Genomic DNA, 14,381 nt, shown 5'->3' with positions numbered 1-14,381 from the left:
CCGGAGCTGCGGCAACCGGATCTGTAGCTCCGGTTCCGGCCACGCGGAAATAGGCCTTGCGGTGTGCACCGTGGCATAGGAAACAGTATCGAAGCTCAGCAAGCGCCGAGTCAGGCAAAGCATTTTCATCCAGCAACCTGAGACAACGCACATATCGGCTGAGCTGCACCTTTTGGGCTAATTCCATGCGTTTTTCCAGTCGTGCGCGCTGCCATGATCTGGAGTTTACTTAAATCTGTTGATGCGGTGACCTGATGTAGACGATACAGCTATCGTCTACACCAGGTCACCGTCGCTACCGGGCATGCCGCCGGAAGCCTGTTCCCCGGCGGGGCCTAGGTCCACCCGCAGCCCTGGTATTTGTCGTTAATGAATGACTGCCACGGGGCACGCGGAACGCTCGAGCACAGACTGGGTGACTGAACCAAGCAGCAACGTGCGGATGGGCCCTTGCCCTCGGGTGCCTATCACCAGCAAGTCGGCATCGCCGCTAACCTTGGCGATCTCCTCCGCAGCGATACCCTGCACCCGCCGAACCTCTGTCCGGACACCGGAAAAGTTCTCGAATACCCTCGCGATCGCCTGCTCGATGTGTGCGTCAGTGGCGTTTTCAGGCTGCTTGAAGACCTGGAGGGCAAGCACGCTTCTCGAAGTTTCTTGAGCATGGCGCATGGCAAACTCCAGCGCTCTGAGGCTGTGCTCGGACCCATCGACCCCGACAACGATCCGCCCCGTGCGCGCGGAGGGCAGCTCACGCACCACCACCACCGGTCCGGACGCGTGGCGTATCACGTATTGACTGACGGACCCGTTCAGCACACTTTGCAGCGGACCCTGGGTGCGCGCCCCCAAGACCGTGAGGTAGGCCGATTCCGCCGCATCAACCAGCGCCTCCCCGGGAGATCGGAGCACGGTGGACACAGCGGAGTTTTCGGTCTTTGCCGAGGCCAGAATCCGGTCGAGTTCATCGGAGACGTGGGCTGCCTGGTATTCCTTCGGGACATCCGCAACTGCGGCAACATGCAGTGCGGACACCAATACCTGCAGCGGCCGCGAAAGCTCGACAGCGAGTTCATCAGCCCATGCCAGAGCCGTTTTACTATGTTCGGAACCGCCATAGCCCAGGAGTATGGCATCGGTGATAGTCGTCATATTGGGACTCTAACATAACGTAACGGTCATTTTCCTTCGCCAACAAACGGCCTGAAGGCGTCCATCCGCAGCCGCCCCGGCCAGCAGAACCTAATGCGCCGCAAGGGCCCGGGGTTCGCGGATAAGCACCGATACGACGCCCACCACCAGGGGCAACGCGGCAAAAACCAGCAACGGGCCGACGTAATTGCCCGCTACGTCGCGGGCCAGAGAAAGCAGAATCGGCCCGAGGGCGGTCGCCGCCAGCCCAATCGAGGTGGCAAATCCGCGAATGGAACCGATATGGACCGTACCGAAGTAGCGCGAGAAAGCTGCCGCTTCAATACCGCGCAGGCTACCGCCCGCCGCCCCGAGCACTAGCCCAAAGGCAATGGCCGGCCACCCCGGGGAAACACTCGGGACGAGGAGCAGAGCCGCGGCCATGGCAGCCATCGAGAAGGTGACGCAGTATTTAGGCGCAATGCGGTCCGCCAGCGCCCCGGCGCCCAGCGTGGCCGCGATGCCGCTGATGGTTTGCGGCAGGAAGTTCGCTGCCGCCTCGGCCGGCCCCAGCCCCTGGGCGCCCAGCACCGAGATCTGGTGAAATGCCAAGGCGGTAGTCAGCAAGCCAGTGACGGACACGCCCGCGACGAGCATCCAGAACATTGCGGTACGCGAGGCCTGAGCCAGCGTCCATCCGCTGCCATCCGCATCCGCGAACCCGGCGTCCAGGCGATCCGGCGACTTCCGCCCGGACGCTCCGCGCAGCAGCAGCGCTGTCGGCACCACTATGCACAGCACGGCAAACGCCTCCAGGCGCCACGCGGCCTGAATGCCCACGCCGGCCACGAGTCCGGAGAGGGCAAAGGGGGCAATGGAGATTCCGCCTGAGCCGATAGCGCTCGCCAAGCCCAAGGCCAGCCCGCGGTGGCGGGTGATGGACCGGGCCACCAAGGTCGTCGCCGCGAGCGAGAGCGCCCCCTGCCCGGCTAGGCGAATCCCGGTGAAGCCCAAGGTGAGGCCGGTAGCGTCCACGGCGAAACTCAGGGCATAAAGGAATCCGGCGAATGCCAGGCCGATTCCGGCGATGGTGGCACGCAGGCTCCAACGGTCCATGGCTCGGCCCAGGAATGGCAGGGCGAGGGCTCCGATCAGCGTGCCGATCAGATAGCTCAGCGAGACCGCCGAACGGCTAATGCCCAGATCCGCAATAATCGGATCAGTGAAGACGGACAGGCCAGCGGTCTGTCCCGGGGCGCTCATCGCGGAGAGCACCCCGCCGGCCGCGACGATTCCCAGCCATGCGGCCGGGAATCCGTGTGCGGCGCGGGCGCGTGCCACCGTTTCGGCTCCCAGCGCCTAGTGCCCACCGCCGAGCTTGCCGCCCAGGCGTTCGCGCATCTTCAGGCTCGCGGTATTCAGCCCTTCGATCTCCACGGTCTTGCCGTACTTCGCGTACTTCTCCGTGATGGAGTCCAGGGCCGCGATGGTGGAGGCATCCCACAGGTGCGAGTTGTACATGTCGATCACGATATGCCCGGGATCCTCGGCATAGCTGAACTGCGTGTACAGGTCGTTGGAGGAGGCGAAGAACAGCTCGCCGTTGACCTCGTACTTGGCGATCTGCTCACCGAAGTGCTCCTCGACGGTGCGGGTCACGGTGACCAGGTGCGCCACGCGGCTGGCGAAGAGCACCATCGCGGCGAGCACCCCGACGCCCACGCCGACGGCCAGGTTGTGGGTGGCGACGGTGAAGATGACGGTGACCAGCATGACGATGGTCTCGCTCTTGGGCATCATGCGCAGCGTGGAGGGCTTGATGCTGTGCCAGTCGAAGGTGGCCACGGAGACGAAGATCATCACGGCGACCAGCGCGGCCATCGGGATCTGCGCCACGATATCGCCCAGCGCCACCGCCAGGATGAGCACGAATACCCCGGCCAGGAAGGTGGAGATCCGGGTGCGCGCCCCGGAGGCCTTGACGTTGATCATGGTCTGGCCCACCATGGCGCAGCCGCCCATGCCGCCGAAGAATCCGGTAATGATGTTCGCCGCACCCTGGCCCCAGGATTCGCGCGGCTTGTCCGAGTGGGTGTCGGTGACATCATCGACGAGCTTCGCGGTCATCAGGGATTCCAATAGGCCCACGATCGCCATGCCCAGCGCGAACGGGAAGAGGATCTGCAGGGTCTCGAAGGTCAGCGGCACATTGGGGATGAACAGGCTGGGCAGACTCTGCGGCAGCTCGCCCTTGTCGCCCACGGTGGGCACGTTCAACGCGAACACGATCGCTGCGGCGGTGAGCAGCACGATGGACACCAACGGGGCCGGAACCGTCTTGGTCAGCCGCGGCAGCAGGTAGATCACCAGTAGTCCGGCAATGGTCAGCGGGTAGACCAGCCAGGGCACATCGATGAGTTCGGGCAGCTGGGAAGTGAAGATCAGGATGCCCAGGGCGTTGACGAAGCCCACCATAACCGAGCGTGGAATAAACCTCATGAGCTTGGCTACGCCAAGGATGCCCAGAATGACCTGGAAGATGCCGGCCAGGATCACCGCGGCGATGAAGTAGTCCACGCCGTGGCTTTTGACCAAGGGCGCGATAATCAGGGCGGTAGCCGCGGTGGCGGCGGAGATCATGGCCGGGCGCCCGCCCAGGAAGGCGATGGACACCGCCATCGTGAAGGAGGCGAAGAGGCCGATCCGCGGGTCTACCCCGGCGATCAGCGAGAAGGCGATGGCCTCCGGGATCAGCGCCAGGGCCACGACGAGGCCTGCCAGGACCTCGGTTTTCAGCAGCCGGGGCGATTTGAGCGTTCGCCACACGGACTGCCTTTCTTCAGGGCTCAGCCCTGCCATCGGGGGTGTATGCATGCTAGTTGCCATCAGGCTCCCATCGGTCGTCGGCGCCGTGCGCCGGTAGGTCAATAAGTTTCGGCGGGGCCGCTCGTGCACGGTGGCACGGGCAGCCCGGATCATTCAGCGTTCGCTCCAGCTTCTGCAGGCGAATGCAACTTCAGCTTGGTTCTGCGTCGACGCCTTCTAGCCATGGCCATAGACAGGAATCAGGCGCCGCCCAGATCCGGTAAAAATAACGCGCATGGCACCTCGGAACCAGCTGCGCGAAGCGGCGTCCTGCCGGACGGCTTCAAAACTTCGGGGTTTCATGTTCGGGAAGCCAGCGCCTTTGCTCACGCAGGCATTTCCCATCACGAAAAACACTACCATGACGTAAAGGTAGTGTTTTGACCATGTGATCGACGCCACCACCACCGGTACCATTGCCGGCGCATCCCCTCAATCGAGTTCGCCGGCGGCGGCAATGCGGCCCAAACCTTACTCTTACGTTATGGTATGGTTGCGGTATTATGTATGCGACGCCCACCGAAATTACCCATGAGGCCGACCGCCGGCGCACCGTCGCAATAATCGCGCATCCCGACGCAGGAAAATCGACCCTGACCGAAGCACTGCTGCTCCATGCCCAGGCCATCGAGTCCGCCGGAGTCGTGCACGGAAAATCCGGCAGGCACCATACCGTTTCCGATTGGAGCGCCATAGAGCAGGAACGCGGCATCTCGGTCACCTCCTCGGCGCTCCAATTCGAGATCGACGGCACGGTAGTGAACCTGGTTGACACTCCCGGGCACGCCGACTTCTCCGAAGACACTCTTCGGGTCCTGGCGGTCGTTGACTCGGCGATTGTGCTGCTCGACGCAGCCAAAGGCTTCGAGGCGCAAACCCTGCAGCTGCTGGATGTCTGCCTGAAACGCTCGATCCCCGTGATCACCGTGATCAACAAATGGGACCGGCCCGGCAAGCATCCGCTGGAACTCATCGATGACATAGAGCGAGTGACCACGATGCGCCCCATGCCCATCACATGGCCCATCGGGGATGCCGAACGCTTCAGCGGACTGTACGAGCCCCTGTCCAAGAAGGCCTACCGCTACGAGCAATCCTCTGCGGGGGCACACCGGCCGGAGCAGACCCCCGTGCCTGAAGCAGATCTCGACTCGGTGTTCGGCGCTGATGGAAGCACCTGTCTGGATGAAATCCAGTTGCTCCAACTCGACGGTTATGCATTCAGCCCCGCGGATTTCCTAGCCCGTGCCGGAACACCAGTCTTCTTCAGCGCGGCGCATAGAAATATCGGTGTAGGGCAGCTATTGGATTTCATCTCCCGGCATGGCGCTAGACCGGGGGCACGAATCGACATCAGCGACAACCCGCGCCCCGTCAAAACAGATTTTTCCGGATATGTCTTCAAAATACAGTCGGGCATGAATCGCGCCCATCGCGATCGAATCGCCTTCGTTCGCGTTTGTTCAGGGGTATTCGAACGCGGAATGGTGGTCCACCACGCACAAACCGGGCGGCCCTTCACCACGAAATACTCACAACAGATTTTTGGAAGCCGCCGCTCCACTCTGGAAATAGCCTGGCCCGGCGACGTGATCGGACTGGTCAACGCAACGGCGCTAAGCCCCGGGGACACGCTTTACGGCGAGACACCGGTCGCTTTTCCCCCACTCCCGCACTTTGCGCCAAAGCATTTCAGAGTTGCGCGGGCAACCGACGGGGCAAAATACAAGCAGTTCCGGCGCGGCCTGGAACTGCTTCGGCAGGAAGGCGCAATCCAGGTGTTCATCGCCGAACGCCTCGGTGAGCAATCTCCGATCCTCGGTGCCGTCGGCCCGCTGCAATTCGAAATCGTCTCCTCACGCATGGCCGAGGAGTTCTCGGCACCGATCGATTACGAAGAATTGCCGATGACCCTGTGCTACGGCTCCACCACGGAAGCCCACGAGGCCCTCGCCAAACGATCGCAGGCCGAGTGCGAAGTGGCGACTCGCGCCGATGGTTCAGTTGTCGTTTTGTTCTCGTCAATCTGGAAGTACCAAGCCATTAAGCGCGACCGGCCCGAACTCGAATTTTTCAGCCTGTCTGGCTCCAACGAAACCAACGAACCCTAAGAGAGAAGCGATGGACAATCAAGTATTGAAAACCGACGATTACGAGCTGGTGCAGAACTTCCTAGTAAGTCAGATCACCGCCCAGCTGCATGCAGGAGCCGATCGGCAATCCTGGATCCGCTTGATCAAGGAGCTGCGACCCATTGATCGTGAGCAATGGGCCCGGCAAACCGGATTCCTCTTTGACTTCACGCTGGGGCGGTTCCTCTGCGCAATTCAGGAAACCGTTCCTGAAACCCTGAACTTCATACACGCCGGATCCGAATTCCTTGGCGACTTCCTCACCGCCGTGGCTACACAGAATTACGTCGCAGCCGAGGGGCTGTGGAACACCAAGAATGCGGCGCACATCAGCTACGACGGCTCATTGCTGCCTTCCACCGCGGAACTGGCGGAGCAGGCGAGCGCCATTTCCGAGATTCTCACGGTGCAGCAGCTCCTCCCGCACTTGCCGCCTGAATTCTTTCCGCCCAATTTCGTCTCCTGACCCTGAGACGTCAATCTTCGACAGTTTGGAGGATGCCATGGCGTGCACCGCAGAGCACACAATGCACATTGGTGAACTAGCCGACCGTACCGGTTTATCGCTCAGAACCATCCGGCACTACGGAGAAATCGGACTTCTCCCGGCCAGCACACGCACGGAAGGCGGATTTCGCGTCTATTCGGAGTCGGACTGCACCAAGGTCTTGGGCATCAAATGCCTGAAGTTCCTGGGATTCGATCTGGAGACGATTGCAGAAATGCTGGATGTCACCCAAAACCCGGATGCCGCGCGACTGCCGCGGATTCAGACTCTCGTTGCCGAGGCTCGGATTAGCCTCAACACGCTGGAGCAGCAGCTCACGGAGGCACACAGCTTCATTGCAGCCCTGGAGCGCAAATCGGCAAGCAACGAGTAGCCGACCGGCCCGGCTACGCAGAAACCGGTGAATCCTTGAAAGGGGCCCCTTGACACTGACAGCACCAACACCTCGGCAACACAGCTCGCCGCCCAGCGCCCGGTTCCGCCCCGAGATCAACGGGCTAAGGGCTTTGGCCTTGGCCCTGGTACTGATCTACCATATCTGGGTTGGCCGAGTCTCTGGGGGCGTCGATGCCTTCTTGCTTATTTCTGCGTTCTTGCTGACCTCTTCTTTTGCGGCGCGTGCAGCAAACAACCGCCCCCTCGCCATCGCCAAATACTGGCGCAAGATTTTCCTCCGCCTGACGCCGACAGCAACTGCAGTCCTGCTCGCCACGCTGGCCTCGATCATGCTGCTCTTCCCCGAAATCCGCTGGACGCAGCTTATCCAACACGCTTGGGCCTCGCTGCTCTATGCCCAGAACTGGGCCTTGGTCCTGGAGTCGGGAAACTATCAGATCGCTGATGCAGCGACAGCCAGTCCCTTCCAGCATTTCTGGTCCCTGTCCATCCAGGGTCAGGTATTCATCCTCTGGCCCTTGCTGTTGCTCATGGCTGCAGTCATTGCCCGACGGTACAGGCCTTCGTTCACGGCGATCGCCGCAGCTCTGTTCCTGACGATTTTTCTCGGCTCCATGGCTTTCGCGATCGCTGAGGCAAATGCCGGATCTGGCTCGGCCTACTTTGATACCAGAGCCAGGCTTTGGGAGTTTGCCCTCGGATCCCTGCTCGCGCTGGCACTGCCTCATGTGCGGCTGCGACCGGGCCTTCGGGTTGTCCTAGGCTGGGTTGGGCTGCTGGGTCTGGCCAGCTGCGGGATACTGATCCGCGATGTCGCGGCCTATCCGGGGTGGGGTTCCCTGCTGCCCACCCTCAGCGCCGCCCTGGTAATTGCCGCAGGATCCACCGCGCATCGGTGGGGAGCGGACCGTTGGCTGACCGCACGACCGATACAAAGAATTGGCGACCTGTCCTACGGGATCTATCTGTGGCATTGGCCGCTCCTGGTCGTCTACTTCGTGATAAAGCAGAAAGACGCGGTGACGATAGCTGAAGGGCTGGGAATCATTGCGTTGGCTGTCTTATTGGCTTGGTGCACGGAACGGTTTTTCGACCGTCCACTAAGATTTTTGGCAACCACCTATGAGCGAATAAGCGCCAGCTTTCTCGTTGTCTTGGCAGTGATGGTGGCCGTGCCACTGCTCGAATGGCAGAACCGCATACATCATGCCGAGACGCAGCTCCAGCACCAGAGCCGCGAGCTGAACCCCGGTGCGGCCGCGCTGGGCGCCAATGACTTCGAGAGGTCGAAAAACGCGCTACCCATCCCTGCGGCAACAGCATTGGACGAGCAATGGGGCAACGCCGGCCCCGCCTGCGAGCAGAAATACGCCCCCGATCATGCGGCCATCGACTCCTGCCACCAGATAGAACCGACGGCTCCTGCGCAGAAGACCATCGCCGTCATCGGCGACTCGCATGCCCGGCAGCTGATGACCGGAATCATGCCGCTCGCTCAGGAGCGGAACTGGCGAGTCATTTCATTGCTGAAAAACGCCTGTCGTTATGGTGCCGAGTCCACGGAGCGAGACCCGGCCTGCAATGCGCATAATGCAGCAGCGCGTGAGCACGTACTCGAGCTTTCGCCCGATGCGGTGATTACCTTGGGCACTATGAGCCTGGCGCAGGCGCCCCGGGAAACTATGGTTCCAGAGTATGCAGCAGGCATTGAACCCTTCCTGGAGAACAAGATCGAGGTCCTCGCCATTCGGGACAATCCAAGGTTCGATTTCAACATGTACGAATGCGTCGCGCTGCATGGCAGCTCCGCCGCACAGTGCAACCCTCCGCGCAATGAGGTGATTCCACCCGATAACCCCTTGGAAGAGCTGTCCGCGGACGTGCCGCTATTGCACTCCGTAGATTTCACCGATGCAATATGCACGCAGCTGACATGTCCTGCCATAGTCGGAAATGTTTACGTGTACCGGGATTACGACCATCTCAACAAGACGTATGTTGAGACGATGACTCCAGCTATCAAACGGGAAATCCTTGAAAAAACCGGGTGGTAAAGGCCTTGGGCTGCGTTACTCCAGAGCAGAACCCCGTAAGCACGAATCGAAACCTAGGCTTAGCTGAGCTGGTCGGTTGCGTGCCGAACCCTACTGAGCGTCGGGGCTGCTTGACCCAACGCACTCACCGCGTTGGCAAGCCAGCGCGGGGGCAATGCATTCGCTTGGGAGCTGAAGCTGGGTCGGCGCTGGGTCTACTGCCCGACTGAGGCTTCGCCGGAGGATTCCAGCCGGTCGATCAGTTCATCGGCCTGGCGGAGATTGCGAATGATCTTTTCTCGCCGGGTCTTTGCTTCACCGGTCAAGAATGCCAGACGCTCCCGGGCAACTTCGGCCAGCTCTCCGCTGTCGCGGTCGGACAGAAGAGCCAGGATTTCGGCCATCTCATCGAGAGAGAATCCAAGGGGCTTCATCTGCTTGACTACCTGCAGCCGATGCATGTCGGCCACGGTGTAAACCCGGAAGCCGCCGTCCGTGCGTCCGCTGGCCGGCAATAGGCCGACTTCGTCATAGTGGCGAATAGTTCTCAAGGACAGCCCGGTGGTCTCCGCCAACTCGCCAATGTGCATGGTTTTTACATCACTCGCGTCTTGTTCCATTGCGAATTACCTCCACGATAACTATTTAAACCCTAACACGACGTTAAGTTACAATTTTGAAGCAGTAGGTATATCGTGCCATCTCCCAAGTTGTTTTGCATTTTCAACATTGCGCCTTGGCGGTATTCCGATTCGTCCTAGGCCTTTGTTCCCCTGAGAGTAAGTTGAGTATTTTTGTGAGCACCCAAGCAACCGCAGGCCCGCCGACCCTGAATCCCGAAGAGCGGCAGTCGGTGCTGCGCACGCTCAAATCCCCGCGGCTGCTCAAAACAGAGGTGCTCGCCGGGCTGGTCGTGGCCTTGGCCTTGATCCCCGAGGCCATCGCCTTCTCCATCATCGCCGGGGTGGACCCGCGCCTCGGGCTCTTCGCCTCCTTCACCATGGCCGTGTCCATCGCCTTCCTCGGCGGGCGCCCGGCGATGATCTCCGCGGCCACCGGCGCCATCGCGCTGGTCATCGCGCCGCTGGTAGCCAGCCACGGCGTGGACTACTTCATCGCCGCGGTCATCCTGGCCGGCATCTTCCAGGTGCTGCTCGCGCTGCTCGGCGTGGCCAAGCTGATGCGCTTCATCCCGCGTCAGGTAATGGTCGGCTTCGTCAACGCCCTGGGTATCCTGATCTTCCTCTCCCAGGTCCCCGAGCTACTCGGCGTGCCCTGGCTGGTCTACCCGCTCACTGCCCTGGGCCTGCTGATCGTCTTCGGCCTGCCCAAGCTCACCACCGCCGTGCCGGCCCCGCTGGTGGCCATCGTGCTGCTGACGCTGATCACCGTCTTCGCCTCGGTTGCCGTGCCCACGGTGGGCGACAAGGGCCAGCTGCCCGAGTCCCTGCCAACGCTGCTCTTCCCGGATATCCCGCTGAATCTCGAAACCCTGCAGGTGCTCTTCCCCTACGCGCTGGCCATGGCCTTCGTCGGCCTGCTCGAGTCCTTGATGACCGCCAAGCTGGTCGATGACGTCACCGACACCCACTCGAACAAGACCCGCGAATCCTGGGGCCAGGGCGCGGCGAATATCATCACCGGCTTCTTCGGCGGCATGGGCGGCTGCGCGATGATCGGGCAGACCATGATCAACGTCAAGGCCTCCGGGGCACGCACCCGCATCTCCACCTTCCTCGCCGGGGTGTTCCTGCTGATCCTAGTGGTGGCCCTGGGCGACATCGTGGCGCTGATCCCGATGGCCGCGCTGGTGGCCGTGATGATCTTCGTGTCCGTGGCCACCTTCGACTGGCACAGCATCAAGCCCTCCACCCTGCGCATGATGCCCAAGAGCGAAACCACCGTCATGCTGGCCACCGTCGTGGTCACCGTCGCCACGCACAACCTGGCCATCGGGGTCGGGGTCGGGGTGCTCACCGCGATGGTGCTCTTCGCCAACCGGGTGGCCCACCTAGTCACCGTGGAACGCCGCCTGGAGGAGCACTTCGGGGAGCAGATCGCCAAGTACGAGGTCAACGGGGAATTGTTCTTCGCCTCCTCCAACGATCTCTACACCCAGTTCCAGTATGCGGAGGATCCAGACCGGGTGGTCATCGACATGTACAACTCGCATCTGTGGGACGCTTCGACCATCGCCTCGTTGGATGCTATTACGGAGAAGTACGAGAAATACGGCAAAACAGTGGAGATCGAAGGGCTGAATACCGCGAGCCTGAAGATGCGCGAACGCCTGGGCGGCAAGCTCGGCGGCGGGCACTAATACATCGATTAACGTAAAGGTAGCGACGGAATCTAGTTCCGTCGCTACCTTTTATTGTGCAGTGTCGCAAAAATTTTGGGTTGCAAGAGGTCTCATGGAGCAGGCTATCTACCATCGTCACCCTCAGTCTCTAGTGCAGCTGCGATAGTCTCCGGAGACGGCAAAGTAATCTTTTTCTCTTCAGGGAGCGCCTCATACGTATACGACGAAACTGCCAACGGCTGCGTCGAACCATCCAACGCGTAACACACCTTCCGGTCATTCTTCGACCCACAGACTAAGATCCCCCCCTGTTGGTGTCTGACTGGGAAACCGCAACATAGAAATTCAATTGCCCCAAGTTCTCGGGTTTCAACTTTCCAGCTTTCAACTCAACAACAACATAGCGGTCTGACGGCACGTGATACAGCAACAGATCAATATAGAAATCATCGCCATCGACATCAAGATGATACTGCCGACCTACGAACGCAAAACCCCCACCAAACCCTGCCAACATCTGAGAAAAACGCAACGTCATAGCTTCTTCCAAAGCGTGCTCTTGCGCTTCTTCGGCGAGCCCAAGGAAATCAAAGATGAGAGGGTCTTTAGCATTTTCCCTCGCCAAGGCAGTCCCCTCACTTGACAAACGAGACTCGAGAATATTCGGGGGCAGCACCCTACTCTTACATGCAATTGAGTGCGAATCTGGTGTTCCAACACTGCCAACGACCAACCACGTTGAAGGGCACGTTGTGCGTACCACTTCCGCAGCCCAAGCTCATCAAGCTTGTTCAGCAGAACTGACGTTATGACTCCAGCTCAATTGTCCAGACGGCATCTGGACAATTGCAGTGATCAACGTATCGCGCTTAATGCATTGCGTGGCACAATAATGCAGGGCTAACCTAGCGCAGTGTCAATATCAGTCGTTTTTGGCACAGTAGTTTTCGAACTTCAAGGAAAAATTTTAGTTAGGTGAAAATTCAACAAATTTATCGACAACATAGTCGCAAAACCCAGTGCCACAAACTATGCATCGAAACATCATGCGCCACATGAGTATTGAAAGATCCATGCGCGCAGCATCTCTGCAGTACCGCGCACCATGCCTCCGCTGGTGACGAAAAACTACGCGTTCAATTGACCCTATCGCCAGCGGCGTCTATTTCCCCTGCTGATAGACATCCGGAATCCCATCCGCATCATCATCGATACTCTCCGCTGCAAGCAGCTTCCGATATTGACGATTGCGGATGCCCAGAAGAATGGATGCCAGAACCGCAGCCAGGATAGAGGCAGCCAGAATCGCTACCTTGGCATGATCGTTAGCTGGGTCCCCTAAGCCGAAACTGAGTTCAGCCACAAGCAACGAAACGGTAAAACCGATTCCTGCCAGCAGGCTCACTCCCAAGAGGTCCACCCACTTCAGCTCCGGGTCCAAAGTGGCCTTCGTGAGCTTAGAGGTCAACCAGGTTGCCAGCAAAATCCCGATCGGCTTTCCCACTACCAGAGCAATCATGATGCCTATAGCCACCGGATCAGTTAATGCCGAAAGCAGCCCTTCCATCCCGCCTACGGCCACGCCGGCTGAGAAGAACGCAAAGACCGGCACTGCGAATCCAGCCGACAACGGACGGAAACGATGCTCGAAGATCTCCGCTAGCCCCGGACCACTTTCATGTTTGTCCTTTTTGGCCTGATGCAGAACCGGAATGGTAAAGGCCAGGGCAACCCCGGCGACCGTGGCATGAATGCCTGAAGCATGTAGCAAAGCCCAAGCTGCGAAGCCGATCGGTAGCAAGATGAACCAGGCAGCCGATGATTTGAGCCCGAAGAACCTTCGGTATTTCTGCGCCAAGAAGCCATACAGCGCTAGGGGAATGAGCGCCAGCAGCAACGACGTGGAATTGATTTCGTCCGTGTAGAAGAAAGCGATGATGGTGATGGCCATTAGGTCATCAACCACCGCCAATGTCAACAAGAAGATACGCAGCGGGGTAGGCAAATGCGAGCCGATCACCGCCAGAACCGCTACGGCAAAGGCAATGTCAGTGGCAGTAGGGATAGCCCAGCCCGAGATCGCCTCCGGGTCAGACCAGTTAACTGCTGCATAGATCAGCGCCGGCACAACCACGCCGCCCACCGCTGCAGCGACAGGGACAATGGCTGTGAGCCACAACGATAAGTGGCCTGTTTTTCACAGTGCTTAGTGGCGGTGTTTTCTGGCCTTGGCTGTTGCATCTTCGGGCCGATGGATCAAGCACCCACATTGACTGCTGTCGCTCGGTGCGCGGCGTCTGATTAGTGAACAGGGGTGCTGATCGCTACGGCCCGCTTGCCGGCAGGGAGTGATTCTTCGGCGGTTGCGGAACCGCCGCACTGCCGAAGTTCGCGCAGTGGTCCTGCCGGACTCCATGGGTGGTCTCGGCGAGAGCTATCGCTGGATGGCTGGGGCTAGGCCAGGGAGAGGAAGAGTTTTTCCATGTCAGCACGGTCGGCTGTGGGGTCCTCGCTTTTCAGGCACTGCTCGAGCCCGGTGGCGATAATGGAGAACCCGGCACGGTCTATGGCCTTGGAGGCGGCGGAAAGCTGGGTGACCACCGCGCGGCAGTCGCCGCCTTCCTCCAGCATGCGGATCACGGCGTTAAGCTGGCCCTGGGCGCGCTTGAGCCTGTTGATGGCCGGTTTCATGGTGTCCGCTTCAAGTTCCATGGTGGGTCCCTTCAAGGTGTTGATTTCTTCAATGGTATACCCCCGGGGGTTCCCTTAGCGTATCAATGGCAGTGATTCTCGATACCCCCTTGGGTATATGCCATACTCGAATACAGAGGGGGCGGCCAAGTCTCCATCAACAACCCCAGACGCAAGGAGTCACCATATGTGCCGTGCGACCAAATGCCGTAAGTGCCAGAAAACCACCTGGGCCGGATGTGGCCAGCATGTCAAGCAGGTCATGGCCCACGTGCCGCGGAGCGAGCGCTGCTCCTGCGATCCAAATGCCCCGAAGGAGTCCG

Annotated in this window: 12 protein-coding genes and 1 pseudogene; 5 read left to right on the top strand and 8 right to left on the bottom strand. The window is 60.1% G+C overall.

Features of this window, described 5'->3' with window-relative positions:
• Positions 1 to 366: 366 nt before the first annotated feature.
• From AB4Y71_RS15825 to AB4Y71_RS15810, 4 genes are all read right to left on the bottom strand, one after another.
• Positions 367 to 1,152, bottom strand: a complete 786-nt coding sequence (locus AB4Y71_RS15825) for a universal stress protein (protein ID WP_441721855.1) — start codon at positions 1,150 to 1,152, stop codon at positions 367 to 369.
• Between the two features lie 90 nt (positions 1,153 to 1,242).
• Positions 1,243 to 2,472, bottom strand: coding sequence for an MFS transporter (locus AB4Y71_RS15820; RefSeq protein ID WP_441721852.1), 1,230 nt, complete (start codon positions 2,470 to 2,472; stop codon positions 1,243 to 1,245).
• An 18-nt stretch (positions 2,473 to 2,490) separates the two neighbouring features.
• The gene (locus AB4Y71_RS15815; RefSeq protein WP_441721850.1) at positions 2,491 to 4,005 is read right to left on the bottom strand and encodes a SulP family inorganic anion transporter; all 1,515 of its coding nucleotides are present in this window, start codon (positions 4,003 to 4,005) and stop codon (positions 2,491 to 2,493) included.
• Between the two features lie 168 nt (positions 4,006 to 4,173).
• A complete protein-coding gene (locus AB4Y71_RS15810) occupies positions 4,174 to 4,413 on the bottom strand; it encodes a hypothetical protein (RefSeq protein ID WP_441721847.1) in 240 nt (79 codons plus the stop codon).
• A gap of 86 nt (positions 4,414 to 4,499) precedes the next feature.
• On the opposite strand from AB4Y71_RS15810, the gene AB4Y71_RS15805 reads away from it, so the two are divergent.
• Genes AB4Y71_RS15805 through AB4Y71_RS15790 form a run of 4 tightly spaced genes read left to right on the top strand, consistent with a single transcriptional unit; the run spans position 4,500 to position 9,086 of the window.
• Positions 4,500 to 6,107 (top strand): peptide chain release factor 3, encoded by a 1,608-nt coding sequence (locus AB4Y71_RS15805; RefSeq protein WP_188687255.1) that lies wholly within the window; start codon positions 4,500 to 4,502, stop codon positions 6,105 to 6,107.
• 10 nt (positions 6,108 to 6,117) lie between these two features.
• Positions 6,118 to 6,594 carry a hypothetical protein gene (locus AB4Y71_RS15800; protein ID WP_188687254.1) on the top strand — a complete coding sequence of 159 codons (477 nt, stop codon included), beginning with the start codon at positions 6,118 to 6,120 and terminating at the stop codon, positions 6,592 to 6,594.
• Between the two features lie 37 nt (positions 6,595 to 6,631).
• Positions 6,632 to 7,009 (top strand): helix-turn-helix domain-containing protein, encoded by a 378-nt coding sequence (locus AB4Y71_RS15795; RefSeq protein ID WP_441721842.1) that lies wholly within the window; start codon positions 6,632 to 6,634, stop codon positions 7,007 to 7,009.
• Between the two features lie 49 nt (positions 7,010 to 7,058).
• A complete protein-coding gene (locus AB4Y71_RS15790; RefSeq protein ID WP_441721839.1) occupies positions 7,059 to 9,086 on the top strand; it encodes an acyltransferase family protein in 2,028 nt (675 codons plus the stop codon).
• A 194-nt stretch (positions 9,087 to 9,280) separates the two neighbouring features.
• Here AB4Y71_RS15790 and AB4Y71_RS15785 read toward each other — a convergent pair whose 3' ends face one another.
• Positions 9,281 to 9,685, bottom strand: coding sequence for a MerR family transcriptional regulator (locus AB4Y71_RS15785; RefSeq protein WP_441721836.1), 405 nt, complete (start codon positions 9,683 to 9,685; stop codon positions 9,281 to 9,283).
• 176 nt (positions 9,686 to 9,861) lie between these two features.
• Between AB4Y71_RS15785 and AB4Y71_RS15780 the strand changes: the two genes are divergently transcribed.
• On the top strand, positions 9,862 to 11,385 hold the full coding sequence (locus tag AB4Y71_RS15780; RefSeq protein WP_441721833.1) for a SulP family inorganic anion transporter: 1,524 nt from the start codon (positions 9,862 to 9,864) through the stop codon (positions 11,383 to 11,385).
• 277 nt (positions 11,386 to 11,662) lie between these two features.
• On the opposite strand, the gene AB4Y71_RS15775 is transcribed toward AB4Y71_RS15780, so the two are convergent.
• The 3 genes and pseudogenes from AB4Y71_RS15775 to AB4Y71_RS15765 form a co-directional block, all read right to left on the bottom strand.
• The gene (locus AB4Y71_RS15775) at positions 11,663 to 11,992 is read right to left on the bottom strand and encodes a PDDEXK nuclease domain-containing protein (RefSeq protein ID WP_441721830.1); all 330 of its coding nucleotides are present in this window, start codon (positions 11,990 to 11,992) and stop codon (positions 11,663 to 11,665) included.
• Positions 11,993 to 12,529: 537 nt separating this feature from the next.
• A pseudogene (locus AB4Y71_RS15770) lies at positions 12,530 to 13,558 on the bottom strand (Na+/H+ antiporter NhaA); the annotation flags it as partial.
• 263 nt (positions 13,559 to 13,821) lie between these two features.
• Complete coding sequence (locus AB4Y71_RS15765) at positions 13,822 to 14,079, bottom strand: metal-sensitive transcriptional regulator (protein ID WP_022876876.1); 258 nt, start codon at positions 14,077 to 14,079, stop codon at positions 13,822 to 13,824.
• Positions 14,080 to 14,381 lie beyond the last annotated feature (302 nt).

Source organism: Glutamicibacter sp. MCAF14 (assembly GCF_052114325.1).
Taxonomy (GTDB): domain Bacteria; phylum Actinomycetota; class Actinomycetes; order Actinomycetales; family Micrococcaceae; genus Glutamicibacter; species Glutamicibacter arilaitensis.
Note: the sequence above shows the minus strand (reverse complement) of the source record. Positions and strands in the feature narration are given on the sequence as shown.

Bases quoted from the DNA above. Each gene is read 5' to 3' on its own strand.
- AB4Y71_RS15795 (WP_441721842.1), top strand. From the start codon at position 6,632: ATGGCGTGCACCGCAGAGCACACAATGCACATTGGTGAACTAGCCGAC.
- AB4Y71_RS15765 (WP_022876876.1), bottom strand. From the start codon at position 14,079: ATGGAACTTGAAGCGGACACCATGAAACCGGCCATCAACAGGCTCAAG.
- AB4Y71_RS15785 (WP_441721836.1), bottom strand. From the start codon at position 9,685: ATGGAACAAGACGCGAGTGATGTAAAAACCATGCACATTGGCGAGTTG.
- AB4Y71_RS15800 (WP_188687254.1), top strand. From the start codon at position 6,118: ATGGACAATCAAGTATTGAAAACCGACGATTACGAGCTGGTGCAGAAC.
- AB4Y71_RS15805 (WP_188687255.1), top strand. From the start codon at position 4,500: ATGTATGCGACGCCCACCGAAATTACCCATGAGGCCGACCGCCGGCGC.
- AB4Y71_RS15815 (WP_441721850.1), bottom strand. From the start codon at position 4,005: ATGCATACACCCCCGATGGCAGGGCTGAGCCCTGAAGAAAGGCAGTCC.
- AB4Y71_RS15825 (WP_441721855.1), bottom strand. From the start codon at position 1,152: ATGACGACTATCACCGATGCCATACTCCTGGGCTATGGCGGTTCCGAA.
- AB4Y71_RS15810 (WP_441721847.1), bottom strand. From the start codon at position 4,413: ATGGTACCGGTGGTGGTGGCGTCGATCACATGGTCAAAACACTACCTT.